This window comes from Streptomyces sp. NPDC004284, from assembly GCF_042874035.1.
GTDB lineage: Bacteria > Actinomycetota > Actinomycetes > Streptomycetales > Streptomycetaceae > Streptomyces.
This window is the reverse complement of sequence record NZ_JBIAMJ010000001.1, coordinates 106285-131387: the sequence shown is the minus strand read 5'-3', so window position 1 is coordinate 131387 and position 25103 is coordinate 106285. Positions and strand designations below refer to the sequence as shown.

Annotated in this window: 23 protein-coding genes; 4 read left to right on the top strand and 19 right to left on the bottom strand. The window is 72.4% G+C overall.

Features of this window, described 5'->3' with window-relative positions:
* Positions 1–43: 43 nt before the first annotated feature.
* From groL to ACFYUS_RS00685, 3 genes are all read right to left on the bottom strand, one after another.
* Positions 44–1672 carry a chaperonin GroEL gene (gene groL / locus ACFYUS_RS00695; protein ID WP_388844129.1) on the bottom strand — a complete coding sequence of 543 codons (1629 nt, stop codon included), beginning with the start codon at positions 1670–1672 and terminating at the stop codon, positions 44–46.
* A gap of 110 nt (positions 1673–1782) precedes the next feature.
* A complete protein-coding gene (gene groES, locus ACFYUS_RS00690) occupies positions 1783–2091 on the bottom strand; it encodes a co-chaperone GroES (protein WP_010471835.1) in 309 nt (102 codons plus the stop codon).
* Positions 2092–2578: 487 nt separating this feature from the next.
* Positions 2579–3523, bottom strand: a complete 945-nt coding sequence (locus tag ACFYUS_RS00685) for a polysaccharide deacetylase family protein (protein WP_388844127.1) — start codon at positions 3521–3523, stop codon at positions 2579–2581.
* Between the two features lie 99 nt (positions 3524–3622).
* Between ACFYUS_RS00685 and ACFYUS_RS00680 the strand changes: the two genes are divergently transcribed.
* From ACFYUS_RS00680 to ACFYUS_RS00670, 3 genes are read left to right on the top strand one after another with little or no spacing between them, the layout of a single operon-like run.
* Positions 3623–4810 carry an SAM-dependent methyltransferase gene (locus ACFYUS_RS00680; protein ID WP_388844126.1) on the top strand — a complete coding sequence of 396 codons (1188 nt, stop codon included), beginning with the start codon at positions 3623–3625 and terminating at the stop codon, positions 4808–4810.
* Between the two features lie 8 nt (positions 4811–4818).
* On the top strand, positions 4819–5466 hold the full coding sequence (locus tag ACFYUS_RS00675; protein ID WP_388844124.1) for a hypothetical protein: 648 nt from the start codon (positions 4819–4821) through the stop codon (positions 5464–5466).
* On the top strand, positions 5459–6022 hold the full coding sequence (locus tag ACFYUS_RS00670; protein ID WP_388844122.1) for a hypothetical protein: 564 nt from the start codon (positions 5459–5461) through the stop codon (positions 6020–6022). The genes ACFYUS_RS00675 and ACFYUS_RS00670 overlap by 8 nt, the downstream gene beginning before the upstream one ends.
* Here the strand turns inward: ACFYUS_RS00670 and ACFYUS_RS00665 are convergent.
* From ACFYUS_RS00665 to tsaB, 7 genes are all read right to left on the bottom strand, one after another.
* Complete coding sequence (locus ACFYUS_RS00665) at positions 6013–7206, bottom strand: RNA polymerase sigma factor (protein ID WP_388845934.1); 1194 nt, start codon at positions 7204–7206, stop codon at positions 6013–6015. The two genes, ACFYUS_RS00670 and ACFYUS_RS00665, sit on opposite strands and share 10 nt — an antisense overlap.
* A gap of 61 nt (positions 7207–7267) precedes the next feature.
* On the bottom strand, positions 7268–7633 hold the full coding sequence (locus tag ACFYUS_RS00660) for a YciI family protein (protein ID WP_388844120.1): 366 nt from the start codon (positions 7631–7633) through the stop codon (positions 7268–7270).
* 99 nt (positions 7634–7732) lie between these two features.
* Positions 7733–8581 (bottom strand): polysaccharide deacetylase family protein, encoded by an 849-nt coding sequence (locus ACFYUS_RS00655; RefSeq protein ID WP_388844119.1) that lies wholly within the window; start codon positions 8579–8581, stop codon positions 7733–7735.
* A gap of 46 nt (positions 8582–8627) precedes the next feature.
* Positions 8628–8867, bottom strand: coding sequence for a hypothetical protein (locus tag ACFYUS_RS00650; protein ID WP_388845932.1), 240 nt, complete (start codon positions 8865–8867; stop codon positions 8628–8630).
* 11 nt (positions 8868–8878) lie between these two features.
* A complete protein-coding gene (gene tsaD, locus ACFYUS_RS00645) occupies positions 8879–9991 on the bottom strand; it encodes a tRNA (adenosine(37)-N6)-threonylcarbamoyltransferase complex transferase subunit TsaD (protein WP_388844117.1) in 1113 nt (370 codons plus the stop codon).
* Complete coding sequence (gene rimI / locus ACFYUS_RS00640) at positions 9981–10463, bottom strand: ribosomal protein S18-alanine N-acetyltransferase (protein WP_388845930.1); 483 nt, start codon at positions 10461–10463, stop codon at positions 9981–9983. Before rimI ends, tsaD begins: the two co-directional genes overlap by 11 nt.
* 5 nt (positions 10464–10468) lie before the next feature.
* Complete coding sequence (gene tsaB, locus ACFYUS_RS00635; protein WP_388844115.1) at positions 10469–11125, bottom strand: tRNA (adenosine(37)-N6)-threonylcarbamoyltransferase complex dimerization subunit type 1 TsaB; 657 nt, start codon at positions 11123–11125, stop codon at positions 10469–10471.
* A 120-nt stretch (positions 11126–11245) separates the two neighbouring features.
* Here tsaB and ACFYUS_RS00630 point away from each other — a divergent pair, with 120 nt between their 5' ends.
* Positions 11246–11788, top strand: a complete 543-nt coding sequence (locus tag ACFYUS_RS00630; protein WP_388845928.1) for a hypothetical protein — start codon at positions 11246–11248, stop codon at positions 11786–11788.
* Positions 11789–11819: 31 nt separating this feature from the next.
* On the opposite strand, the gene ACFYUS_RS00625 is transcribed toward ACFYUS_RS00630, so the two are convergent.
* From ACFYUS_RS00625 to ACFYUS_RS00585, 9 genes are all read right to left on the bottom strand, one after another.
* Positions 11820–11975 carry a hypothetical protein gene (locus ACFYUS_RS00625; protein WP_388844113.1) on the bottom strand — a complete coding sequence of 52 codons (156 nt, stop codon included), beginning with the start codon at positions 11973–11975 and terminating at the stop codon, positions 11820–11822.
* 110 nt (positions 11976–12085) lie between these two features.
* Positions 12086–12592 (bottom strand): tRNA (adenosine(37)-N6)-threonylcarbamoyltransferase complex ATPase subunit type 1 TsaE, encoded by a 507-nt coding sequence (gene tsaE / locus ACFYUS_RS00620; protein ID WP_388844111.1) that lies wholly within the window; start codon positions 12590–12592, stop codon positions 12086–12088.
* Positions 12593–12602: 10 nt separating this feature from the next.
* Positions 12603–13769, bottom strand: a complete 1167-nt coding sequence (locus tag ACFYUS_RS00615) for an alpha/beta fold hydrolase (RefSeq protein WP_388844110.1) — start codon at positions 13767–13769, stop codon at positions 12603–12605.
* Positions 13770–13775: 6 nt separating this feature from the next.
* A complete protein-coding gene (gene alr / locus ACFYUS_RS00610) occupies positions 13776–14924 on the bottom strand; it encodes an alanine racemase (protein WP_388844108.1) in 1149 nt (382 codons plus the stop codon).
* A gap of 20 nt (positions 14925–14944) precedes the next feature.
* The gene (locus ACFYUS_RS00605) at positions 14945–15859 is read right to left on the bottom strand and encodes a L,D-transpeptidase (RefSeq protein ID WP_388844106.1); all 915 of its coding nucleotides are present in this window, start codon (positions 15857–15859) and stop codon (positions 14945–14947) included.
* Between the two features lie 93 nt (positions 15860–15952).
* Positions 15953–17416 (bottom strand): NAD(P)H-hydrate dehydratase, encoded by a 1464-nt coding sequence (locus ACFYUS_RS00600; protein WP_388844104.1) that lies wholly within the window; start codon positions 17414–17416, stop codon positions 15953–15955.
* A gap of 54 nt (positions 17417–17470) precedes the next feature.
* Positions 17471–17839 (bottom strand): holo-ACP synthase, encoded by a 369-nt coding sequence (locus ACFYUS_RS00595; protein ID WP_388844103.1) that lies wholly within the window; start codon positions 17837–17839, stop codon positions 17471–17473.
* Positions 17840–17846: 7 nt separating this feature from the next.
* Positions 17847–19694, bottom strand: a complete 1848-nt coding sequence (gene glmS, locus ACFYUS_RS00590; protein ID WP_388844101.1) for a glutamine--fructose-6-phosphate transaminase (isomerizing) — start codon at positions 19692–19694, stop codon at positions 17847–17849.
* A gap of 120 nt (positions 19695–19814) precedes the next feature.
* Positions 19815–24656, bottom strand: coding sequence for an FG-GAP-like repeat-containing protein (locus tag ACFYUS_RS00585; protein WP_388844099.1), 4842 nt, complete (start codon positions 24654–24656; stop codon positions 19815–19817).
* Between the last annotated feature and the right edge of the window lie 447 nt (positions 24657–25103).

The window sequence follows — 25103 nt, the reverse complement described above, 5'->3', positions numbered from 1 at the left end:
CCCCGCGACGGGGGCACCGGGCCTCAGCTGTCAGCTACGTGCCTCAGTGGGAGTGGCCGTGACCGTGGCCGTGGCCGTGGTCCGCCGGCTCCTCTTCCTTCTTCTCCACCACGAGGGTCTCGGTGGTGAGGAGGAGGGAGGCGATCGAGGCGGCGTTCTCCAGGGCGGAGCGCGTCACCTTGACCGGGTCGATGACGCCGGCCTTGACCAGGTCGCCGTACTCGCCGGTCGCGGCGTTGAAGCCCTGGCCCTTGTCGAGCTCGGCGACCTTGGAGGTGATGACGTAGCCCTCGAGGCCGGCGTTCTCGGCGATCCAGCGCAGCGGCTCGACGGCGGCGCGGCGGACGACCGCGACACCGGTGGCCTCGTCGCCGGTCTTGTCGAGGTTGCCCTCGAGGACCTTGACGGCGTGGACGAGCGCGGAGCCACCACCGGAGACGATGCCCTCCTCGACCGCGGCGCGGGTCGCGGAGATGGCGTCCTCCAGACGGTGCTTCTTCTCCTTGAGCTCGACCTCGGTCGCGGCGCCGACCTTGATGACGCAGACGCCGCCGGCGAGCTTCGCGAGGCGCTCCTGGAGCTTCTCGCGGTCCCAGTCGGAGTCCGTGGACTCGATCTCGGCCTTGATCTGGTTGACGCGGCCCGCGACGTCCCCGGAGTTGCCGCCACCGTCGACGATGGTGGTGTCGTCCTTGGTGATGGTCACGCGGCGGGCGGTGCCCAGCACGTCCAGACCGGCCTGGTCGAGCTTGAGGCCGACCTCCTCGGCGATGACGGTGGCACCGGTGAGGGTGGCCATGTCGCCGAGCATCGCCTTGCGGCGGTCACCGAAGCCGGGCGCCTTGACGGCGACGGCGTTGAAGGTGCCACGGATCTTGTTGACGACGAGGGTGGAGAGGGCCTCGCCCTCGACGTCCTCGGCGATGATCAGGAGCGGCTTGCTGGCGCCGGCCTGGATGACCTTCTCCAGGATGGGCAGCAGGTCCTGGATCGAGGAGATCTTGCCCTGGTGGATCAGGATGTACGGGTCGTCGAGGACGGCCTCCATGCGCTCCTGGTCGGTCACCATGTACGGGGACAGGTAGCCCTTGTCGAAGGCCATGCCCTCGGTGAAGTCGAGCTCCAGGCCGAAGGTGTTGGACTCCTCGACGGTGATGACACCGTCCTTGCCGACCTTGTCCATCGCCTCGGCGATGAGCTCGCCGACCTGCTGGTCCTGCGCGGAGAGCGCGGCGACGGCGGCGATGTCGGACTTGTCCTCGATCGGGCGCGCGGTGGCGAGGAGCTCCTCGGAGACGGCCTTGACGGCGGCGTCGATGCCCTTCTTCAGGGCGGCCGGGGAGGCGCCGGCGGCGACGTTGCGCAGACCCTCGCGGACCAGGGCCTGGGCGAGCACGGTGGCGGTGGTGGTGCCGTCACCCGCGATGTCGTTGGTCTTGGTCGCCACCTCCTTCACGAGCTGGGCGCCGAGGTTCTCGTACGGGTCCTCGATCTCGACCTCGCGGGCGATCGTGACACCGTCGTTGGTGATGGTGGGGGCGCCGAACTTCTTGTCGATGACGACGTTGCGGCCCTTGGGGCCGATCGTCACCTTCACCGTGTCGGCAAGCTTGTTGACGCCGCGCTCAAGGGCGCGACGGGCGTCCTCGTCGAACTTCAGGATCTTCGCCATGGGAGCGGTTCAGCCCTCTCGGAATCGGGTGGAACGAACTGCGCCCCCGGACGCCCGGTGCGGGGTCAAGGGGCGCAGCTCAAAGCATCTGGTTCAGATACTTCGGTGAATTACTTCTCGACGATCGCGAGCACGTCGCGAGCCGAGAGGACGAGGTACTCCTCGCCGCTGTACTTCACCTCGGTGCCGCCGTACTTGCTGTACAGCACGATGTCGCCGGTCTTGACGTCGAGCGGCAGGCGCTCGCCGTTCTCGAAGCGGCCCGGGCCCACGGCCAGGACGACGCCCTCCTGGGGCTTCTCCTTGGCGGTGTCCGGAATGACCAGGCCAGAGGCGGTGGTCTGCTCGGCGTCGAGCGGCTGGACCACGATGCGGTCCTCGAGCGGCTTGATGGCAACCTTGGAGCTGGTGGTCGTCACGATCCGACCTCCCCCTTCGGAGATCTCACGGGGTTAACTGTCTGAGGTGGCGACCAGGTGGATCCGTCGTCGCGGGTGCCGGACCTGCCCGTCGCTGTGTTGGCACTCTCCGGTGGGGAGTGCCAGAGCCGAGACTATGACCGCGATTAGCACTCGGTCAAGCGGAGTGCCAATTCCTCGCTCCGTGGCGTGACGGGACGCGTGACGGGACCCGTGACGGGACGCGTGGCCGCGTGTGCCGCCGCGCCCGCATGCGCACGCGTGGCCGCTCGCAGCACACGGGCCTCTTCGCAGCGCCTCGCGTCCACCGCCGCCCGTGCGGGGACCACCGGCGTGGGCCGGGGGCCCACCCGTTCCGCCGCCTTCCGGCCGAGCCGCTCGATCGGGTCGATCGGGCCGGCCGGGCCGGCCGAGGAGGTGCAGGCGGGGAGGGCGAGGAGCGCGCCGGTCACCACGAGCACGGCGGCCCATCGCCGCCCCCGCGTCCTCACACGTAGTCCTCGAGCTTCGCCACCGCGTACCCCTTCGACGTGATCACGTTCATCACCCGTCGGATCATGTCCGGCATCGTGCCCTTCCAGTCCTCCTTGCCCCGGAAATGCGTGAGCACGATGTCGCCGGGGTGCAGGTCCCGGTCCCACTCGCGCCACTCCATGTGGTCGGGGAAGGCCTCGGCGGCCCAGAGCGGGACCGCCTTGACGCCGCAGCTCTTCGCGGCGACGAGGGTGTCCTCGTTGTAGTTGCCGTACGGCGGGCGGAAGAGCGGGGGCCGCTTGCCGAAGCGCTTCTCGATGACGTCCTGCATGCCGCAGATCTCGCGCTTCTGCTCGCCGTACGAGAGGCCGGGCAGGTAGCGGTGGTTGAGGGTGTGGTTGTGCAGGGAGACGCCGGACTCCTCGGACTTCTGCATCTTCGCGAAGTAGCCGTAGTCGTCCTTGACGAGGTAGTCGCTGAGGAAGGCGCTGTAGGGGATGCGGAGCTCGCTCATCATCTTCAGCAACTGGGGGTCCTTGTCCGCGCCGTCGTCGATCGTCAGGAAGACGACCTTCTGCTTGGTCGGCACGGTGGTGAAGACGGGCGGGAGGCCCTCGCCGTCCGTCTCGAAGCCCTTGCGGGTGGTGATCTTCGGTTTGACGGCGGGCGGGGCGGGCGCTTCGAGCGGGGGCTTGGCGAGGCCCCACTTCTTCGCGGCGAGCACGCGGGCGGCCCGCTGCGCGCGGACCTTCTCGACGTACGCGGTGAGGGCGCCGGCGGCGCCCCGGGCCTGCTGGCCGGCGGCGGGGACGGGCGCGGGGCGCTCGGGTTCGGCGCTGCCGGAGCAGGCCGTGGCGGCGGAGGCGAGGGCGGCCACGGCGAGCGCCGCCCCGAACGTCCGGCGGGAGCGGTGCGCGCCTTTTGCCATCATCTGGTCCTTTTGTCGTACGAGCTGCATGGCGCCGCATCCTGTCAGCGCGAGAGCCCCTTCCGGGCCGCGACACCGCCGTACCGCCCCCACCGTCCCCCGGCCGGCCCACTGGCCGCGTGGCCCAGAATGGGGCGGGTGACCGACCTCTCCTCCTTCGCCGCCCTGCTCAGCCCCGAGGGGCAGACGCTCCTCGCCGCCCTGCGCGACTACGACCCCGCCCAGGAGCTGGCGGTCGCCTCCCGGCTGCGCCGCGACCATCCCGCCGAGCTCGTCACCGCGGCCCTCGGGCAGGCGCGGCTGCGGCAGCGGGCGGTGGCGAAGTTCGGCGCGGAGGACGCGTACCGGATGTACTTCACGCCCAACGGCGTCGAGCAGTCGACCCGCGCCTCGGTCGGCACCTACCGGGCGGCCCGGATGAAGGCGCTGGGCGTCCGCGGCGTCGCGGACCTCTGCTCCGGGATCGGCGGCGACGCGATCGCGCTGGCCCGCGCCGGGATCTCCGTCCTCGCCGTCGACCGCGACCCGCTGACCGCCGAGGCGGTCCGGGCCAACGCGGCGGCGCTCGGCCTCGCCGACCTGATCGAGGTGCGGTGCGCGGACGTCACCGAGATCGACACGAGCCCGTACGACGCGGTCTTCGTCGACCCGGCGCGGCGCGGCGGCCGGGGCAGGATCTTCGACCCCGAGGCGTACTCCCCGCCGCTCTCCTGGGCGATCGAGGCGGCCCGCCGCGCCCCGCACGCCGCGCTGAAGGTGGCGCCGGGCATCCCGCACGAGGCGGTGCCCGAGGAGGCCGAGGCCGAGTGGATCTCGGACGGCGGGGACGTGAAGGAGGCCGTGCTCTGGTTCGGCACGGAGCCGGGCGCCCGCCGGGCCACCCTGCTGCCCTCCGGGACCACCCTGACGGGCCGCGGCCTCCCCGACCCGGCGGTCCGCCCGGTCGGCCGCTACCTGTACGAGCCGGACGGCGCCGTCATCCGCGCGCACCTGGTCGCCGAGGTGGCCGAGGAGCTCGACGGCGGCCTGATCGACGAGACGATCGCGTACATCACGGCGGACGGGCCGAGGGAGACCCCCTACGCCTCCGCCTACGAGATCACCGACGAACTCCCCTTCAACCTGAAGAAGTTGAAGGCCCTGCTGCGGGAGCGCGAGGTCGGCACCCTCACCGTCAAGAAGCGCGGCTCGGCGGTCGAACCCGAGGAGATCCGCCGCAAGGTGAAGCCGAAGGGCCCCAACTCCGCGACGGTCCTGCTCACTCGGGTCGCGGGAGCCCCGACGATGCTGATCGGCCGCCCGGTGGACAAGCCCTAGGGGGGTTCATGGCACTGCACCCGGAAGGCATGTTCACCAGCGGCCCGCTCGCCCACCTCGCCGCCCTCGCCGCCGGCCCCGACCCGCTGGAGTGGGAGGTCCTGCGCCTCAAGCGGGTCCTCCGGCTCAACCACTGGGACGCGGCCTGGCGGGAGACCCCGCAGCGGCTCGCCTCCCAGCTGGACTACCTGTCCACCGTGTTCGGCGACGCCTTCTTCGCGACCTGCCCAGAACAGGCCCGCCGCACCTGGCGGACGGCCGCGGGCCCGAAGGGCGTACCCGCGTTCATGACCGACCTCGCGGCGCTCCTGCGCCTCGCGGACCGCGAGGGCGACGCCCCGTACGAGGACGTCCCCCTGGCCGCCTGGGAGGTGCGGGCGCGGTTCCCGCTCCTCCTCGCGCTCGACGGCTGGGCGTACGACGGCGAGCACGCCTCGTACGAGGAGAGCCTCCGCGCCTTCATCGAGGCCGAACACCCCTTCTGCTTCCACGAGTTGATCCCCCGCCTCACCCAGGCGCTGGAAGCGAGGACACTCCGCGCGGAGTCCCCGGCCTTCGCCGCCTCCTTCGCGGCCCTCGCCCCGACGGCGACCCCGGAGACCCTGGACGTCCTCGTCCGCCTCGCCTTCGCCCATCTGGAGGAGCACCATGGCTGAGCCCTTCCCCGAGGTCTTCGGGAATCCGGACCAGGCAGTCGTCAGCACCGACGGGCGGTGGATCGCGGCCAGTGTGTGCTGGCACGGCCACAGCCGCGTGGCCGTCTACCGCGCCGCCGACCTCTCCCTCGCGCACCTCCTGGAGTACACCGAGGAGGCCGAGCCGATCGCCTTCCACCCCGTGCTCCCGCTCCTCGCCGTCGGCCTCGACAACGGCGACGAGTACTTCCGCGCGGGCGGCCTCACCCTCCTCGAAGCCGACACCGGCCACCGCGTCGACTTCACCGACCCCGGCCGGGGCATCGACCTGGTCCGCTGGCTGGATCCCCGTACGCTCGAACTCACCTTCTGTGCCGTGGACACGCACAACGAGTACGTCTACTACGTCTCCCGGCCCACCGTCGTCCGCGACGACTGGCGCGGCCTCGCCCCGGACGCCCTCGACCTGCCCGCACTCGACGGGCCCCTGCTCGACGAGGTCACGTACCCCGACACCGGGTCCGCGCGGGAGCTCCTCCGGTCACTCGCCGAGCAGGCGGGCCGGCCCTACCGCTGAGCCCGGTCGAGGAGCAACGCCCGCTCGCTCTCGTTCTTCGTGAGGGCGGCCGCGCGCTCGAACTCCGCCCGCGCCTCCGCCGTCCGCCCGAGACGGGCGAGCAGGTCGCCCCGGACGCTCGGCAGCAGGTGGTAGCGGGCCAGGGACGGTTCGGCGGCGAGGGCGTCGACGATCTGGAGGGCGGCCTCGGGGCCTTCGGTCATCGAGAGGGCGACCGCGCGGTTGAGTTCGACGACCGGGGACGGGGTGAGGGTGCCGAGCCGGGCGTAGAGCGCGGCGATGGTCGGCCAGTCCGTGTCCTCGTACGAGGCGGCCCGCGCGTGGCAGGCGGCGATCGCGGCCTGGAGGGCGTAGGGGCCGTAGGAGCGGCCGTCGCCGGCGCGGGCGAGGGCGGCGTACCCCCTGCGCATCAGCAGCCGGTTCCAGCGGCTGCGGTTCTGGTCGGGGAGGAGGACCGGGCGGCCGTCGGGGCCGGTGCGGGCGGCCGTGCGGGAGGCCTGGAGTTCGAGGAGGGCGGCCAGGCCGTGCGCCTCGCTCTCCTCCGGCATGAGGACGGCCAGGCCCCGGGCGAGCCGCAGCGCGTCCTCGCAGAGGCCGGGGCGCAGCAGGTCGTCGCCGGCGGTGGCCGCGTACCCCTCGTTGAAGATCAGGTAGACGACCTCCAGGACGGAGCCGAGCCGGGCGGCCCTCTCCTCCCCGTACGGCACCTCGAACTCCACGCCCTCCTTCGCGAGCGTCCGCTTGGCGCGGGTGATCCGCGCCGCGACCGTCGCCTCCGGCACGAGGAAGGCGCGGGCGATCTCGTCCGTCCGCAGCCCGCCGACGAGCCGCAGCGTGAGCGCCGCGCGCGCGTCGGCGGAGAGCACCGGGTGGCAGGTGGTGAAGACGAGCCGGAGGACGTCGTCGTCGATGTCGCCGGGGCCGGACGGCTCGGGGTCGTACGACTCCTCCGAGAGCGTCCTGCCCACCTCGGCGAGCTTCCGCGCGTACGTCTCGCGCCGCCGCACGAGGTCGACGGCGCGGTGTTTCGCGGCGGCCGTCAGCCAGGCTCCCGGGCGGTCCGGGACGCCCGACCGCGGCCACTGCTCCAGGGCGGAGACCAGCGCGTCCTGGGCGATCTCCTCGGCGATGCCGACGTCCCTGACGATCCGCGCCACGGTGGCGATGATCCGCGCCGACTCCATCCGGAAGACCGTCTCAAGGGTGCTCTCCACCGTCACGTCTCACATGACAGCACAGGACGGGTCAGCCCTGCGGCATCTCCTCGACCTCGCGGACCTCCAGGCCGACCTTCCAGTGCGAGGGGTGGACGGCCAGGAACCGCTTCCCCCACTCGACGGCCTCGGCCATGTCCTTGCACTGGAGCATCGCGTAGCCGCCGACGACCTCCTTGGTCTCGGTGAACGGGCCGTCGGTGAACGACAGCCTCCCGTCCGACCAGGTGATCCGGGTGGCCTCGGCGGTCGGCTTGAGCCCGGCCGTGTCCACCATGGCGCCGGCCTTGGTGATCTCCTCGAAGAGGGCGCCCATGCGCTGCTCGAAGCCGGGGTCGGCGCTCTCCATGTCGATGGTGTTCTCCTCGATGCGCACGAGGGACAGGTAGCGGGGCATGACGACTCCTCGGTGGTGCGGTGGGCGGGGCCGTTCCCCGCCGTCCACACATACGTCGAACGGGATCCGTCCGCATCGACACCGCGCCCGGAGAATTTCTCAGACGTAGTCCTCCAGGCGCGCGACCGTGAAGCCCTGCTCCTGGATCTTCCGCAGCATCGTCGCCGTCATCTCGGTCATCGTCCGGCCCTTGAGCTCGGACGGGCCCCGGAAGTGGGCCAGGACGATGTCACCGGGGTGCAGCTTCCTGTCGCCGCGCTGGTACTGCATGTTCTTGATCTGCATGGACTCGCGCCACAGCACGATCGCGTCGAGACCGCACTCCCCCGCCGCCGCGCGCGTGGCCTCGTTCCAGTTGCCGTACGGCGGGCGGAAGAGGCGCGGGGTGGTGCCGTACCGCTGCTTCAGCTTCGTCTGCTGGCCGCATATCTCGCGGCGCTGGGCGTCGGGGCCGAGGGTGCGGAGGTTGGGGTGGGTGAGGGTGTGGTTGGCGAGGCCGTCGCCCTGGGCGATCAGGGGGGCGAAGTACGCGTAGTCGGCGCGGATGGCCGAGTCCGTGAGGAACATCGTGAAGGGGACCTTGAGGTCCTTCATCATCCGGACGAACTCCGGGTCCTTCTCGGCGCCGTCGTCGATCGTGAGGAAGACGATCTTCTCGCGGGTGGGTATCTCGCTGATGACGGGCACCGGTCCGCCGGCCCGGCGGGCCACCGGCTTGACCGCGGGCGGGGCGGGCGGGGCGGGGAAGGGCTTCAGGCCCCATTTCCGGTACGCGGCGGCCTCGGCGGCTCCGGGGGCCCCGGGTGCCTCGTCCCCGGCCGGAGGCGCGGTCGTGGCCGTCTTCGCCGGGGCGGGGGGCTGGGCGGCGGCGGGCTCGTCCACCGTGCAGCCGGTCACCAGGAGGGCGACGGCGGTCAGGGCCGCCCACAGCGCGATCGTCTTCTTCACGCGCTGTGGGATGCCCGAACCACTCGAAAGGTTGCTCGGTTTTCGGTTATTCGATCGATTCGAAGCGCCAGCGGTGGACCGGACGGGTGATCAGCTCCGCGTCCGGCTCCGGCAGCTCGGGCAGCTCGGCGTCGAAGGTCTCCGCCTCCCACCAGGTGAGGACGAGGACCCGGTCCTGCGGGGCCCGGAAGATCTCCCGGCGGAGCGGCTCACGGGCCAGGACCCGCGCCCGCGCCCACTCCAGGAGCTCGGCGCCCCGGCCCTGGGCGGCCCTGGCCTCCCACATGAGCGTGAGCCTCACGGGTACAGGTTCTCCTTGCTGACCTCGTGCACGTGGTCGTGGTCGTGGTCGTGGCCGTGTGCCGCACCCGGCACGTGCGGGTCCGTCACCGGCAGCGACGAGTCCGCCGACAGCTCCAGGTCCGAGGCCGGCCGGTTGCGGGCGACCATCTCGGAGCCGAGGGCCGCGACCATCGCGCCGTTGTCGGTGCACAGGCCCGGCCGGGGCACCCGCAGCCGGATCCCGGCGCGCTCGCAGCGCTCCTGGGCGAGGGCCCGCAGCCGCGAGTTCGCGGCGACGCCGCCGCCGATCATCAGGTGGTCGACGCCCTCGTCCTTGCAGGCCCGGACGGCCTTGCGGGTGAGCACGTCGACGACCGCCTCCTGGAAGGACGCGGCGACGTCCCGTACGGGCACGTCCTCGCCGGCCGCCCGCTTGGCCTCGATCCAGCGGGCCACGGCGGTCTTGAGGCCGGAGAAGGAGAAGTCGTACGCGGGGTCCCGGGAGCCGCTGAGGCCGCGCGGGAAGGCGATCGCCTTCGGGTCGCCCTCCTTGGCGAGCCGGTCGATGACCGGTCCGCCGGGGAAGCCGAGGTCGAGGACGCGGGCGATCTTGTCGAAGGCCTCGCCGGCCGCGTCGTCGATGGTGGCGCCCAGCGGCCGCACGTCGGAGGTGATGTCGGTGGAGAGCAGCAGCGAGGAGTGCCCGCCGGAGACGAGCAGGGCCATCGTCGGCTCGGGCAGCTTGCCGTGCTCCAGCTGGTCGACGCAGATGTGCGAGGCGAGGTGGTTGACGCCGTAGAGCGGCTTGCCGAGGGCGTACGCGTACGCCTTGGCGGCGGAGACGCCGACGAGCAGCGCGCCCGCCAGGCCGGGTCCGGCGGTGACGGCGATGCCGTCGAGGTCCTTCGCGGAGATCCCGGCCGTCTTCAGGGCGCGCTCGATCGTCGGGACCATGGCCTCCAGGTGGGCCCGGGAGGCGATCTCGGGGACGACGCCGCCGAAGCGGGCGTGGGTGTCGACGCTGGAGGCGACGGCGTCGGCGAGGAGCGTGGTCCCGTGGACGATGCCGACGCCGGTCTCGTCGCAGGAGGTCTCGATGCCGAGTACGAGCGGTTCGTCAGCAGCCATCTGAATCAGTCTCTGTTCCTTGAACGGTGTGTCGCATCACGAGCGCGTCCACGTTGCCGGGCTGGTAGTAGCCGCGGCGGAAGCCGATGGGCTCGAAGCCGAAGCGCTCGTAGAGCTTCTGGGCCCGGGTGTTGTCCACGCGCACTTCGAGGAGGACCTCTTCGCACTCGAAGGCGGTCGCGGCCTGGAGGAGGTCGGTGAGGAGCCGGGCGCCGAGGCCCGTGCCCCACTGGTCGCGGGCGACGGCGATGGTCTGGACGTCGCCGAGGCCGCCGGCGGCGGCGAGCCCGGCGTAGCCGACGAGCCGGCCGGATTCGTCCTCGGCCACCACGTAGTGGCGGGTCGCGCGCGGCCCCCGGGCGTGCGCGAGCTCCGACCAGAACATCCCCTCCGACCAGGCGTCCTCGGGGAACAGCACGGCTTCGAGCGCGAGCACGTGCTCCAGGTCCCACCAGCGCATCTCACGGAGCATGGCCGTCACTTGGGGGTGACCACCTTGTAGTTCTTCGGCACCTGCGCGTCGGGGCGGCGCAGGTACATCGGCTGCGGGTCCAGGAAGCCGCCCCCGCCGGCCCCGAGCCTCTCCGCGGCGAGCCCGGCGAGCGCGGCGGCCGACTGGTGCTCGGGCTCGCGGGCGTCGGGGAAGGCGTCCGGGTAGAGGAGCGCGCCCGCGCCGACGACGGGGAGCCCGGCGAGGGACTCGGCGATGTCGGCGGGCCGGTCGACGCTCGCGTCGCCGACCCGGGTGCGGGAGTCCTCGTACCGCGCCCAGTAGACCTCCTTGCGGCGCGCGTCCGTGGCGACGGCGAAGGGCTCGTCGATCCCGGAGGCGTACGCGAGGCCGTCGAGGGTGCACAGGCCGTGCACGGGCACCCCGAGCGCGGACGCGAAGGCCGCGGCCGTGACGAGGCCGACCCGGAGCCCGGTGTACGGGCCGGGGCCGACGCCGACGACGATCCCGGTGACCGCGTCGAGCTTCAGTCCGGCCTCGGCGAGGACCCGGTCGACGGCGGGGAGCAGCAGCTCCCCGTGGCGGCGGGCGTCGACCTGGCTCGACGCGGCGACGACGGACTCGCCGTCGTGGAGGGCGACGGTGACGGCGGGGGTGGCGGTATCCATGGCGAGCAACAGCACGCGAACAGCCTACGGCTCCCGGGCACGCTGCCCCGAACCTCGGGCGGGCTGCTGCTACCGTCACCCTTCGATACGTTCGTACGAAAGGTGGGCACGGTGGCACGGAGCAGCTCGGGATTCGTGGCCGGGCTCACGGCGGCGGCCGTCGCCGCGGTCTGCTTCCTCGCCTACCAGGCCTCGGCGAGCGCGCCCGCCGATCTGTCGGTGAAGCCGCGGGCGACGGGCACCGCCGCCCCCTCGGTCTCGCCGAGCGGCGGCCCGAAGCAGCCGGCCAAGGACCCCCTGGCCGTCCCCGCGAGCTCGGGCAGCGGCGAGCGGGTGGTGTACTCGCTGGCCGACCGCCGGGTGTGGATCGTGGACGGCAAGGGCAAGGCGACCCGTACGTTCAAGGTGTGGGCGAGCACGGTCGACCCGGTGCCGGGCGCCTACACGGTGACCTCGCGCTCGAACTCGGTGCGCGGTTCGGACGGGGTGCAGATCGAACACGTGGTCCGCTTCGCGACGGCCCAGGACGTGGCGATCGGCTTCAGCGCGGCCGTCGACGGCTCGACGCCGTCCCCGGACCCGGCGAGGAAGACCGGCGGCATCCGGATGAAGCGGGCCGACGGCGACGCGCTGTGGACGTTCGCGGTGATCGGCGCGAAGGTCGTCGTCGTCGCCTGAGGCCTGTCCGCCCCTGATCCGCCGGACGGGCCTAGGCCGCTTCGTCCCGTACGGCTTCGGGCTCTTCCCTCTCCTCGGACCGCTCCGGCGGCGGGGTCGAGAGGGCGCGGGCGGCCGCGCAGGACGCGAGCAGCTCGCTCATCGAGACGTGGTCCCGGGTGGGTTCCGCGCGTTCCGGCGTCGCCATGCCTGCCTCCCGTAGGTTAGGTACACCTAACCAGCTCGTACGTCCATGTGACCACGGCTCGTACGACCCACGCAACACCTTGCCGACACGTTGTCGGAACGTACGTGCGTTCAGAGCAACGCGAGGTCCTCGTCGGCCCAGCGCCCGCCGATCCCGCGCAGCACGACCGTCCGCCGGTCGTCGTCGGTGTCGCCGGTCACCCGGTGGATGAGGAGGTGCAGCCGGTCGTCGGTCAGCTCCTCGACCTTGCCGTCACCCCATTCGACGACGATCACGGACTCGGGCAGCGAGACGTCCAGGTCGAGGTCCTCCATCTCGTCGAGACCGCCGCCGAGGCGGTACGCGTCGACGTGGACCAGGGCCGGACCGCCGACCAGGGACGGGTGGACGCGGGCGATGACGAAGGTCGGGGAGGTGACGGCCCCCCGCACGCCGAGCCCCTCGCCCAGGCCGCGGGTCAGGGTCGTCTTCCCGGCGCCGAGCTCGCCGGTGAGCATGACGAGGTCGCCGGGGCGGAGGACCTTCGCGAGCCGGCGGCCGAGCTCCTGCATCTGCTGCGGGGAGTCGACGGAGAGGGTGGCGCCGGAGACGTGCGGGTGCGGGTGCGCTGCTTCCATACCGGCAAACCTAGCGCGTGCGGAAGGTCTCCCCGGCCGGGACGGCTCCGGCCCTCACCAGCAGGTCGGCCAGCCGGTCGGTGACCGCCTCCGGGTGCTCCAGCATCACCAGATGGCCGGCGTCCGGGACGATGACCAGCTCCGCGTCCGGCAGCAGGGCGGCGATGGCCTCGGTGTGCGAGCTGGGGGTGACCAGGTCGTTGTCCCCGGCGAGCGCGAGCACCGGCGGCTCGCGGAAGGCGGCGAGGGCGGCGGCCTTGTCGTGCTCGGCGAAGGCCGGGTAGAAGGCGGCGACCACGTCGATCGGGGTCGACTCGATCATCCGCTCCGCGAAGCGGGCGACGGCCGGGTCCACGTCCTTCGAGGCGAACGAGTACTTCTTGATCAGCCCGGCGAAGAGGTCGGCGGTCGCCCGGCGCCCCCGCTCGACCAGCTCCGCCTGGGAGCCGAGGGCCCGCAGGACGCCCGGCAGGACCCGCCGGACGGCGTTGACGCCGGCGAGCGGCAGCCCGTACGTGACCTCCCCCAGCTTCCCCGCCGAGGTGCCGACGAGGGCGACGCCGACGACCCGGTCGCGGATCAGCTCCGGGTACTGCTCGGCGAGCGCCATCACGGTCATGCCGCCCATGGAGTGCCCCACCAGGACGAGCGGTCCCTCGGGTGCGGCCGCGTCGAGGACGGCCTTGAGGTCGCGGCCGAGGAGGTCGATGGAGACGGGCACCCCGTCGGGCCCGGCCTGGGAGACCCCGCCCCCGGAGCGGCCGTGGCTGCGCTGGTCCCAGTGGACGGTGCGGACGAGACCCCGCAGGGCGGCGCGCTGGAAGTGCCAGGAGTCCTGGTTGAGGCAGTAGCCGTGGCTGAAGACGACGGTGACGGGAGCGGGCTGCTTGCGCCCGAAGAGCCGCCTGCGGCGCCCGGCCGAGGAGGCGTCCGCCTCGACCTCGTCCACCTCGTAGTACAGGACGGTCCCGTCGTCGGCGAGGACCCGGCCGGGGGTGCCGCGCAGACCGCCGTACGGACCGGTCGCGTCCAGGGCGAGCCGCGCCTTCTGCCGTACGGAACGGCCGACGGTGAGCCGCTCGACGGCGACCCCGGCGGCCGCGCCGGCGGCCAGGACGCCTATCGCGGCACCGGCGAGCCCGGCCCGCCTCCAGCTGCTGCCACTCGGCTCCGCCATGGCGGGCTACTCCCCCAGGTAGACGCGCGGGACGCGCGCGCCGATCCGGGTGACGATCTCGTACGCGATGGTGTCGGCGGCCACCGCCCAGTCCTCGGCGGTCGGCTCGCCCCGGTCGCCGGGGCCGAAGAGCACGGCCTCGGTGCCGGGCTCGGGGGTGTCCCCGCCGAGGTCGACCACGAACTGGTCCATGGCGACGCGCCCGGCGACCGTGCGGACCCGGCCGCCGACGAGGACGGGCCCGCGCCCGGAGGCGTGCCGGGGGATCCCGTCGGCGTATCCCAGCGGGACGAGGCCGAGGGTGGTCTCTTCGCCGGTCACGTAGTGGTGCCCGTAACTCACCCCGTGCCCGCCCGGCACCCGCTTGACGAGGGCGACGCTCGCCTTGAGCGACATGACGGGCCGCAGGCCCAGCTCGGCGGAGGTGCCGAGCTCGGGGCTCGGGGAGACGCCGTACATCGCGATGCCGGGCCGGACCAGGTCGAAGTGGGTCTCGGGCAGGGTGAGGGTGGCCGGCGAGTTGGCGATGTGCCGGACCTCGGGCCGGACGCCCGCCCGCTCGGCGTGGTCCAGCATCGAGCGGAAGACGTCGAGCTGGGCGGCGATGGACGGGTGGTGCGGCTCGTCGGCGCAGGCGAAGTGCGACCAGAGGCCGGTCACCTTGACGAGCCCGTCGACCTCGGCCTTGAGGGCGGCCCCGACGAGCTCGGGCCAGTCGGCGGGCTGGCAGCCGTTGCGCCCGAGCCCGGTGTCGGCCTTGAGCTGGATGCGGGCGGTCCTCCCGACCTTCTTCGCGGCCTCGACGACCTCGTCCAGGGCCCACATCCCGCTCACGGACATGTCGAGGCCGGCCTCGATGCCCTGGTCCCAGGGGTCGCCGGGGGTCCAGAGCCAGCACATGACGGGCACGTCCGTGATCCCGGCGGCACGCAGGGCCAGCGCCTCGTGCGGGGTGGCCGTGCCGAGCCAGTCCGCGCCCGCGTCCAGGGCGGCGCGGGCGCAGCGCAGGGCGCCGTGTCCGTACGCGTCGGCCTTGACCACGGCCATGATCCGGACGTGGGGGGCGATACGGGCGCGCAGCGTGCGGACGTTCGCACGCAGCGCGCCGAGGTCGATCTCGGCGCGGGCTCTGCGGGGCGGAGGTGTCTCAGTCATCGCGCCCAGTCTCTCAGGTGTCAGCTGCCGGGCCGCTTTCCCCAGATGTAGACCCGGTCACCCTTGCGGAGGACGTCCCAGAGTTTCCCCGCGTCGCGGTAGCTGAGATTGACGCAGCCACGGCTTCCGCCGGGCGTGGCGAGCTGCCCGTAGACGGCGTGGAAGGCCTGGCCGCCGCTGAAGAACTGGGCGTACGGCATGGGGGTGTCGTAGATGGTCGACCAGTGGTCCTTGTGCCGCCAGTAGACGGTGTGCCAGCCGGTGCGGGTGGCGTATCCGGGCCGCCCGGTCCGCACGTTGACGACCTGATACGTCACCTTCGTCCCCTTCCGCACCCACATGAGCTGGCGGTCGAGGTCGACGCAGGCGACGGCGTACTTCTTCACGGGGCAGCGCCGGCCGGGGTCGAGGTTCTTCCGGGCGGCGAGCAGCTCGGCGCGGGCCCAGGTGACGGGACCGGCGTAGCCGACGGCCGGCTTGATCTTCTCCTTCACCTGGAAGGCGCGGATGGCCCGGCAGTCGGCGGCGGACTGCTTCCCGTCGACGCGCAGCCCGAGCAGCTGCTCGACCCGCCGCTGATGGACGCTCGCCTTGGCGGTGCAGGCGGCCCCCAGGGCGCTCCGGGGCATGTACTCGACGAGCTCGTCGGCCTCCTCCTCGGGCTCGGGCACGGGAACGCCGCCCGTGTCCTCCTGCAGCGGCGGCAGCACCTGGTCGGGCGTGTCCATCGGGTACTCGGCCCGGCCGCCGCCGTCGACCCCGGGCACGAGCGGGTCCTCGACGGACGGTGCCTCAGGGACGGCCGGGGCGACGGCGGACGGCGCCTCAGGGGCGGCGGGGGCGGCGGCGAGGGCGGTGGGTCCGAGCGCGAGCGAGGCGGCGAGGACGAACAACGACGGCGCGGTACGGCTTCTCCAACTGGTCACCCCACCCACCCAATCCGCCGCCCGCGCCACGGGCGCGCGGGAACACACGGCCGGCCCAACGGGGTTCGCCCAGCCGTGTGGGGGGCTCGGGCTCCCGCGGGGCTACGCGCCGCCGTCCGTCGCCGTCACGTCCCGCCACGCCCCCCGCAGGGACCCCGCCACCTCCGTCGCCGTCACCGGCGCGCCGCCCTCCGAGGCCCGCCGGGCGGCGAGGCCGTGGAGGTAGGCCGCGCAGGAGGCCGCGTCCAGGGCCGGGAGGCCGGCCGCGAGGAGGGAGCCGGCGAGGCCGGAGAGGACGTCGCCGCTGCCGGCCGTGGCGAGCCAGGAGGTCCCGGTCGGGTTGACCCGTACGGGACCGCTCCCACCCGCCCCGCACACGAGCGTCGTCGAGCCCTTCAGCAGCACGGTCGCGCCGAAGCGGCCCGCCAGTTCGCGGACGGCCGCGAGCCGCCCGGCCTCGACCTCCTCCCGGGCGACGCCGAGGAGCGCCGCCGCCTCGCCGGCGTGCGGGGTGAGCAGCGTGGGGGCGCCGCGCCCCCGGACGGCCGAGGGGTCGAGGCCCCGGAGCCCGTCGGCGTCGACGAGGACGGGGACGTCGGTGGCGAGGACCTCGGAGACGGCGACCCCGGCCCCGGGCCCCTCGCCGAGGCCGGGCCCGACGACCCAGGCCTGGACGCGCCCGGCCTTCTCGGGCCGGCCGGAGTGGACGAGGGTCTCGGGGTGCGCGGCGAGCACGGCGTCCCCGGCGGGCCCGACGTACCGCACGGCCCCCGCGCCGCCGCGCAGCGCGCCCGCCACGGCGAGGACGGCGGCGCCCGGATAGCGGGTGGACCCGGCGACGAGGCCGACGACGCCCCGCCGGTACTTGTCGCTCTCGGCGGCCGGGACCGGCAGCAGCCACGCCAGGTCCTCGTGCTGGAGGGCCTCCAGGTCCGGCACGCCGGGGAGCAGGGGCCCGAGCCCGATGTCGACGAGCCGCAGCGCACCGGCGTACTCGCGGGCCGGGTCGACGAGGAGCCCCGGCTTGTACGCGCCGAAGGTGATCGTCGCGTCGGCGGGCAGCGCCTCTCCGCGGACCTCCCCGGTGTCGGCGTCGACGCCGCTCGGCAGGTCGACGGCGACGACGACCGCGCCGGAGCCGCGCGCGGCCCGGGCGACGGGAACGGCGCCGGGGCGGAGGCCGCCGCGGCCTCCGATGCCGGTGATGCCGTCGAGGACGAGGTCCGCGGCGGCGAGGGGCTCGAACGGCTCGTCGGCGACCCGTCCCCCCGCCGCCCGGAGCGCCGCGAGCCCGCCCTCGTGGGCGCGGTCGCCGAGCAGCACCGCCGTCACGCCGGCGCCCCGGCGCGCGAGCCGGGCCCCGGCGTACAGGGCGTCGCCGCCGTTGTCGCCGCTGCCGACGAGCAGGACGACCCGGGCGCCGTACACCCGCCCCTTCCCGAGGAGCGAGCAGCAGGCGGCGGCGAGGCCGGCGGCGGCCCGCTGCATGAGGGCCCCGTCGGGGAGGCGGGCCATGAGGGCGGCCTCGGCGGCCCGGACGGTCTCGACGCGATAGGCGGTACGCATGCGAGCAGTCTCCCGCGCCGCACGCCCCGGCGCGCCCCGTGCGCGCGGGGCGCTCTAACCCTCCGCGATCACCACCGCCGACGCCACCCCCGCGTCGTGGCTCAGCGACACGTGCCAGTGCTTGACGCCCAGCTCGGCCGCCCGCTCCGCCACCGTCCCGCGGACCCGCAGCCGGGGCTGGCCGCTGCCCTCGACGTAGACCTCGGCGTCGGTCCAGTGGAGCCCGCCGGGCGCGCCGAGGGCCTTGGCCACCGCCTCCTTCGCCGCGAAGCGGACGGCCAGCGAGGCGGGCCCGCGGCGCTCACCGCTCGGGAGGAGCAGCTCGCGCTCGACGAAGAGGCGCTGGAGCAGCCCCGGTGTGCGCTCGATGGACGCGGCGAAGCGGTCGATCTCTGCCACGTCGATCCCCACCCCAATGATCATTTCCCACTCACTCCACGGTCACGGATTTGGCCAGGTTGCGCGGCTGGTCGACCTCGTTGCCCCGCGCGGTGGCGAGCTCGCAGGCGAAGACCTGGAGCGGCACCGTGGCGACCAGCGGCTGGAGCAGCGTAGGCGTGGCGGGGATGCGGACGAGATGGTCGGCGTACGGGACGACGGCCTCGTCGCCCTCCTCGGCGATGACGATCGTCCGGGCGCCCCGCGCCCGGATCTCCTGGATGTTGGAGACGATCTTGTCGTGGAGGACGGACCGCCCGCGCGGCGAGGGCACGACCACGACGACCGGCAGGCCCTCCTCGACGAGCGCGATCGGCCCGTGCTTGAGCTCGCCCGCCGCGAAGCCCTCGGCGTGCATGTACGCGAGCTCCTTGAGCTTGAGCGCGCCTTCCAGGGCCACCGGGTGGCCGACGTGCCGCCCGAGGAAGAGGACGGTGTCCTTGTCGGCGAGGGAGCGGGCCAGGGCCCGCACGGGCTCCATGGTCTCCAGGACGCGCTCGACGTCGTCGCCGATCCGGGCGAGGTCGCGGACGACGGCGTGGATCTCGTCGCCCCACTGGGTGCCGCGCACCTGGCCGAGGTACAGCGCGAGCAGGTAGCAGGCCACCAGCTGCGTGAGGAAGGCCTTCGTCGAGGCGACGGCAACCTCGGGCCCGGCGTGCGTGTAGAGGACCGCGTCCGACTCCCTCGGGATCGTCGAACCGTTCGTGTTGCACACCGCGAGCACCTTCGCGCCCTGCTCCCGCGCGTGCCGCAGCGCCATCAGCGTGTCCATGGTCTCGCCGGACTGGGAGATCGCGATGACGAGGGTCCGCCGGTCGAGGATGGGGTCGCGGTAGCGGAACTCGCTGGCGAGCTCGACCTCGCAGGGGATGCGGGTCCAGTGCTCGATGGCGTACTTGGCGATGAGCCCGGCGTGGAAGGCCGTGCCGCAGGCGACGACGACGACCTTGTCGGCCTCGCGGAGCACGGCGTCGGGGATGCGCACCTCGTCGAGGGTGAGCCGGCCGGCCCCGTCGATCCGCCCGAGGAGGGTGTCGGCGACGGCCTTGGGCTGCTCGGCGATCTCCTTGAGCATGAAGGAGGCGTAGCCGCCCTTCTCGGCGGCGGAGGCGTCCCAGTCGACGTGGTAGGCCCGTACGTCGGCGGGCGCCCCGTCGAAGTCGGTGACGGTGACGCCGTCCCTGGTCAGTTCGACGACCTGGTCCTGCCCGAGCTCGATCGCGGACCGCGTGTGCGCGATGAACGCGGAGACGTCGGAGGCGAGGAAGTTCTCGCCCTCCCCCACGCCGACGACGAGCGGCGAGTTCCGGCGGGCGCCGACGACGACGTCCGGCTGGTCGGCGTGCACGGCGACCAGCGTGAACGCCCCGTCGAGCCGCCCGCACACCAGCCGCATGGCCTCCGCGAGGTCCCCCGCGGAGGAGAACTCCTCGGCCAGGAGATGGGCGACGACCTCGGTGTCGGTCTCGGAGAGCAGCGTGTGGCCGCGCTCGGCGAGCTCCTCCCGGAGGGCCGCGAAGTTCTCGATGATGCCGTTGTGCACGACGGCGACGCGCCCGGCGTTGTCCAGGTGCGGGTGCGCGTTGACGTCCGTCGGGCCGCCGTGGGTGGCCCAGCGGGTGTGCCCGATGCCGACGGAACCGCCGGGCAGCGGCCGGTCGACGAGCTCCTTCTCCAGGTTGACGAGCTTCCCCGCCTTCTTGGCCGCGGCGAGCCCCCCGTCGGCGAGCACCGCGACACCGGCCGAGTCGTAGCCCCGGTATTCGAGCCTCTTGAGGCCCGCGACCACCACATCAAGCGCCGACTGCCCGCCGACGTATCCCACGATTCCGCACATGACGGCAGAGTACGGCGGAACCCGCCCGAAGGACCGGAGCGCGCGCGAAGGGCCGCACCCCGGGTGGGGTGCGGCCCTCGGCCGTGCGTCAGTGCGTCAGTGCGTCAGTGCGTCAGTGCGTCACCAGGTTCCGGCGTCCGCGTACCACTGGCGCGTCGGCCAGTCCACGGTTCCCGCGAGGTTGCCGTAGAAGGTGAACAGCCGTGTCTTGCCGTCCCCGTAGTTGTACGACACGGTGATGTCGGGGCGTCCGTCGCCGTTCACGTCGCCGGAGATCAGGTTCCCGGTGCTCGTGGCGTACCAGTCGCCGGGCTTGCTGGAGTACGGCACGACGAAGCCGTCGAAGCCGCCGTCGGCACGGGCGTGGAAGATCCGGATCTCGGTCCGGCCGTCGTCGTACCCGTACATCACGGCGAGGTCCTCGCGACCGTCCTTGTTGTAGTCGGCCGTGGTCATCTTGACCCGCTCGCGCTCCCAGGTGCCGGCCGGCACGTACCAGGAGCCCACGCCGCGGCCGAGCGTGCCGTCGGCCTGCGCCGTGAAGGTGTAGAGGCGGGCCTCTCCGGTGGCGTAGCCGTAGAAGCCGATGAGGTCGTCACGGCCGTCGCCGTTCGTGTCCCCGACGGTGTAGCGGGCGCTCGACGACCACCAGTTGCCCGCTCCCGTCCGGTACGACAGAACCGGGTTGTCGAAGGTGCCGTCGGTGCGGGCGAGGGCCTTGAAGAAGCCCGTGTCGCCGTTGCCGTAGTCGTACACGAAGACGAGGTCGTCGCGGCCGTCGCCGTTGAGGTCGGCGGCCATCGGCGTGCTCCGGTTCCAGTCCCAGCCGGTGGTGATGTTGATGCTGCTGCGGTGGATCGGCAGCCCCGCCGGCTGGGTCAGGAACGAGAAGGCGGTGACGTGGCCGTCCGAGTAGCCGTAGAAGCCCATGAGGTCGTCACGGCCGTCGCCGTCGAAGTCTCCGGCGGCCCACTTGCTGTGGCTGTTGTTCCAGTCGCCCGGGTCCTCGGAGGAGTACTCCTGCGGCGGGTTGTGCCCGCCGTCGGCGTTGGCCTTGGCCACGTACAGGCCGATGCTGTCCTTCAGGTAGTCGTAGACGGTGAAGATGTCGGTCCTGCCGTCGCCGTCGTAGTCACCGGCCAGATCCGTCCGCAGGCTCGCGGTCCGGTCCGTCCAGGCGTGCGAGGCGACCTGGCCGCTCTCCCGGTTCCAGCGGATGTACCCGGTCTGGAAGTCCGAGCGCCGGCCGCCGAAGACCGTCTTCTCGGGCGACTTGGGGAACCCGAGGGCTCCGGTGTGACCGCCCAGGCTCAGCCAGTGGTCGCGGATGGCTCCGCCGACCGGCCAGGCGCCGGTCGTGCTGCTCCAGTAGAAGGAGATGTTGTCGGTGGTGGAGCTGCCCTGGCGGAAGTGCTGGACCGACCCCGGCTTGGTCGCCGTCGCCGTCTCGTCACCGGTCGGGTAGCCGTACACGGCGACGCCGCCGAGCTTCAGGTACTGGCTGTAGATGCTGCCGCGGATCATCTGCGATCCGATGCCGTTCCGCCAGTAGATCGCTCCGGCCTTGCCCGCCTTGCTGAAGGTGATGGACGTGCCGCCCTGGACGTTCGTCGGCCGCTCGTCGGAGGTCGGGTAGCCGAGGACACCGGTCTCGCGCCCGGTGCTGTTCCACTTGCTGAAGACGCCGTCGGAGACGGCCCAGGCGCCGGTCGACTTGCTCCAGGAGATGGTGCGGTTGGTCGTGGTCGTGCCGGCCTCGGCGAAGTTGACGAACCGGCCGCCGTCGCTGACGTTGGTGACGCCGGACGTCGGCTTGCCGTAGCCGGTCGCGCCGCCGAGCGCCAGGTACTTGCCGAGGATCGGTCCGCAGACGGAGAAGGTTCCGGTGCCCGACGCGGCCGGGAAGCTCTGGCAGTCCGCCCAGTCGTAGCCCGTGGTGGCGAGGTACCGCTCCGGCCCGAAGGCGGAGCCGCCGGAGAGCGCACGGCCCGGGAACTCGACCGTGCGGCCGGCGCCGTTGCGCGACCACAGGTCGGCGTAGCCGTCGTTCTCGAAGTCACCGGTCGTCGTCAGGTGCGGGAAGGCGGTGCCGGTGAAGCCCGTACCGATGGAGGTGGCCCGTACCGCAGCGTCACCGAACACGGCGAGGTCGAGGGCGACACCGCTCGGGTCGGGCGTCTCCGGCTTGCGGCTCCGGTACTCGTGGATGGTGCCCTTGACCTTGTCCCGGGCCCAGATCTCCGGCAGACCGTCCTTGTTGAGGTCGCCGGGGGTCATGAGGGTCATGTCCTGCCAGTCGGCGTTGCCGAGGGCGATCGGGGCGAAGAGGATGTTGCCGCCCCGTGAGCCCAGGTAGAGCCAGAGCGAGGAGCCTTCCTTGACCAGCAGGTCGGGGTTGTCCAGGTCGCTGATCAGGCCGTCCTCGTTGTCGTCGTTGACGCTGGGGACGGAGAGGATCTCGGCTCCGTTCCTCCAGTGCGCGTTCTCCGACAGCGAGGCGCCGGCGTCGTCGACGTCGTCCTCGTCGAGGGTCTTCAGGCGTCGGACCGCGTTGTCGCTGTTGAGCAGCCGGCCGTTGCCGTCGCCCCGGTAGGCGTTCAGCTCGTACACGCCGTCCTTGTCGGCGGCGGGCTGCAGGGCCAGGACGTCCTCGTAGTAGTCGGCGTCGTCCCAGCTGCCGCCGTTCGTCACCGGTCCCGCCGCGAACGAACTGTCGTCAGCGACCTGCCCCGTGGCGAAGGTGCCGTCGCCGCGCCCCGGGTACGTCCAGAGCGATCCCGATCCGGGGTCCACGGAGACCAGGTCGACGAGCGTGTCGCCGTTCAGGTCGCCCAGCCGGTCACGCGTGGCGGAGCGTGTGGGAAGGAACATGTACGCCTTCACCGGGGAACGGTTGTTGGCCGAGTCCTCACCGCGTACGTACAGGTACTGGGGGCCGGCGCTCAGCGGCCGGATCTTGAGGGTGACCGATCCGCCGGTCGTGGCGGGCTTCGCCGACTTCTCCTTCGTGTCGGAGTCGGTCCACCAGACGTACTCGACGATGTCCTTGACGGGCTCGCGGGAGTCCATCGAGAAGACGAAGTTGCCGTCCGTCCGGGCGGGCATGTCGCACGTGCCGTTGGCCACGCCGTTGGGGCACGCCCCGGGAGTGACCGTGGGGGTGTGCTCGGGGAACTCGTACGAGCTGACCTTCGGCGCGTACTTCGGCGGCTTCCAGTCGTAGGTGAAGTTGCAGCGGCCCGCCCAGAGGCTGCTGCCGACACCGTCCTTGACGACGGCGTCGTACCAGTACGTCCCGGACGGCAGGGTCGTGCCCGCCGGGATGCGCAGCATGGCGGTCCCGCCGCTGCTGGCGTTGACGGTCCTGACCGTGGCGCTCTTGGCCGTCGTGAGCGCGTACCGGAACTCGACCGTGAGGTCGGCGTCCTCCGCGTCCTTGAAGCCGGTGGCCTTCAGCACGATCTCGTCGGTCGTGCCGATGACGCCGCCCGCGCACGGGAGCGACGGGTCGATGGAGGTCTTCGGCTTGGTCGGGAGAGTGTTGTACCAGGTGGACACCCGCGCCGAGTTGGGGTCGAACTTGCGCCACGAGGTGTCGATGGTGTTGGACTTCGAGGTCAGGACGAAGGCCCAGTTGCCCCAGTCGGCGGCGGTGGCGTCGGCGATCGCGTCCGTGACGTCGAACTCCACCAGGCCCGCGGTGTCCGTCGGGCAGTTGCGGCCGCCGAAGGACTCGCCGGAGGAATCCACGACCGCGCCCCACGCGGGCTGGTTGTTGTAGGTGATGTTCTTCGGCAGGGTCTTGCCGATCGTCCGCACCTGGACGTCACCGGAGTTGCAGGACCAGGAGCCGGCGTGAGTCTGCTTGATGCGCAGCGTCGACTTGATGATCTGCTTGTCCCAGAGGCTGGAGACGGGGATGTTGAAGTACGTGTTGGCGCGGACGGTGCCGCCGATGGTGGTGTCGTTGGCGTAGCCGACGCGCGCGTAGTCCGAGATGGTGCCGCCGTTGTAGTAGACGGTGTTCTCGGAGCCGGGGTACGCGGTGTGCTTGTACGCGATCGACCAGGCGTTCTTCCAGGCGTCGGGCGCCCACTTCGGGTCGATGACGACCGGGTACACGGTCTTGGGGTCGTCGAGGAGCGCGGCGTCGGGGGTGAGGGTGAGCTTGCCCGCTCCGAGCTTCACGCCGAGCTTCGCCTGCCGGCTGCCTTCGGTGGCGCCGTCGAGGGTGTCCTGGAGGGACCGCGCGGCCGGCCGGGCCGCGGCCTTGGGCGTCTTCGCGTCCACCGGGGTCGCCGCCTCGGAGCCCGCGGAGTCCCACATCTGCGGCTGCGGGGCGACGAAGAGGGAGTTGCGCGAGGGGGTCTTGGCGAGGACCTCGCCGGCCGCACCCGTCGCGAGCTGGAGTCCGCGCGTCTTCACGCCGAACTCGACGGACCTGACGGCCCGGTTCTTCGCGGCCGCGGGCGTCTTGACGACCAGGGCGTGCGAGAAGGAGACGTCGTCCGCGGTCGCGGTGAGGTCGACGCCGGGCAGCACGTTCGCGTACGTGGCGGTGCGGCCGCTCACCGTCGGCTTGGGCAGCTTCCCGTACGGCCAGGTGAGGGTGACGGTCCGGCCCTCGCGGAACATGGTCGCGAAGACGTCGTCGCCGCCGCCGGAGAAGGTGACGGACATCGCCGAGGCCTTGGGGGCGATGCGGCCGTCGGAGCGCTCCGCCAGGTCGGGGTCGATGGCGACGAGCTCGCCGCCCTGGCGGACGCGGACCGGGAGGAGCGCCCGGTCGACGCGGGCCGTGCCGTCGGGGTTGACGTACACCTCGTCGGTCTCGGTGCGCCGGGACACGATCTCGACGGGCTTGCCGGTGCGCTTGGCCTCCTTGAGGGCCTGCGCCGTCACCCGGGCCTCCTGCTCCGCCTGGGTGGCGGCGGGAGCGTCGCCCGCCGACGGCGTCCCCACACTGGCGTACCCGGGCGGTGCTGCGGAAAGGAGCCCTGCGGACATCGTCGCGACGACGAGTGCCGAGAGCCCTCTCCTCATGACCCCCCCGGGGTCGGACGTTCTCGATCTGAACAGTGTCATGAAGTGGGTTCCGTCCCCATTCTTGATGGTGAATTCCGTTTATCCGGGACCGTGCGACACTCCCCCAAATTCCGGCGGAAGCGTCCCCCTTGCGCGATCGTCAGGAGTCGAACGGAATCGTTCAGGCTGCTTTGTAGCAGGCAACTCGGACACCGGGCGACGAAAGTCCGGCCGACTTGACATATTCCAAGCAACTTCGTCGGCGACATGTGCAGGAATGGCCATGACGTGCCCTTTTTGCACACAGGTGGCACATAGGCTGCTCACAGCCACTCCTTGTTAGCCGTTCTCCGCGCTGCATAACCTGCGCCCCAATCGTCCGAT

Excerpts from the sequence above, each read along its gene's own strand:
- groL (WP_388844129.1), bottom strand. The coding sequence starts at position 1,672 with ATGGCGAAGATCCTGAAGTTCGACGAGGACGCCCGTCGCGCCCTTGAG.
- ACFYUS_RS00685 (WP_388844127.1), bottom strand. The coding sequence starts at position 3,523 with ATGCAGCTCGTACGACAAAAGGACCAGATGATGGCAAAAGGCGCGCAC.
- ACFYUS_RS00680 (WP_388844126.1), top strand. The coding sequence starts at position 3,623 with ATGGGGCGGGTGACCGACCTCTCCTCCTTCGCCGCCCTGCTCAGCCCC.
- ACFYUS_RS00675 (WP_388844124.1), top strand. The coding sequence starts at position 4,819 with ATGGCACTGCACCCGGAAGGCATGTTCACCAGCGGCCCGCTCGCCCAC.
- ACFYUS_RS00670 (WP_388844122.1), top strand. The coding sequence starts at position 5,459 with ATGGCTGAGCCCTTCCCCGAGGTCTTCGGGAATCCGGACCAGGCAGTC.
- ACFYUS_RS00665 (WP_388845934.1), bottom strand. The coding sequence starts at position 7,206 with ATGGAGTCGGCGCGGATCATCGCCACCGTGGCGCGGATCGTCAGGGAC.
- ACFYUS_RS00660 (WP_388844120.1), bottom strand. The coding sequence starts at position 7,633 with ATGCCCCGCTACCTGTCCCTCGTGCGCATCGAGGAGAACACCATCGAC.
- ACFYUS_RS00650 (WP_388845932.1), bottom strand. The coding sequence starts at position 8,867 with ATGTGGGAGGCCAGGGCCGCCCAGGGCCGGGGCGCCGAGCTCCTGGAG.
- tsaD (WP_388844117.1), bottom strand. The coding sequence starts at position 9,991 with ATGGCTGCTGACGAACCGCTCGTACTCGGCATCGAGACCTCCTGCGAC.
- rimI (WP_388845930.1), bottom strand. The coding sequence starts at position 10,463 with ATGCTCCGTGAGATGCGCTGGTGGGACCTGGAGCACGTGCTCGCGCTC.
- ACFYUS_RS00625 (WP_388844113.1), bottom strand. The coding sequence starts at position 11,975 with ATGGCGACGCCGGAACGCGCGGAACCCACCCGGGACCACGTCTCGATG.
- tsaE (WP_388844111.1), bottom strand. The coding sequence starts at position 12,592 with ATGGAAGCAGCGCACCCGCACCCGCACGTCTCCGGCGCCACCCTCTCC.
- ACFYUS_RS00615 (WP_388844110.1), bottom strand. The coding sequence starts at position 13,769 with ATGGCGGAGCCGAGTGGCAGCAGCTGGAGGCGGGCCGGGCTCGCCGGT.
- alr (WP_388844108.1), bottom strand. The coding sequence starts at position 14,924 with ATGACTGAGACACCTCCGCCCCGCAGAGCCCGCGCCGAGATCGACCTC.
- ACFYUS_RS00600 (WP_388844104.1), bottom strand. The coding sequence starts at position 17,416 with ATGCGTACCGCCTATCGCGTCGAGACCGTCCGGGCCGCCGAGGCCGCC.
- ACFYUS_RS00595 (WP_388844103.1), bottom strand. The coding sequence starts at position 17,839 with ATGATCATTGGGGTGGGGATCGACGTGGCAGAGATCGACCGCTTCGCC.
- glmS (WP_388844101.1), bottom strand. The coding sequence starts at position 19,694 with ATGTGCGGAATCGTGGGATACGTCGGCGGGCAGTCGGCGCTTGATGTG.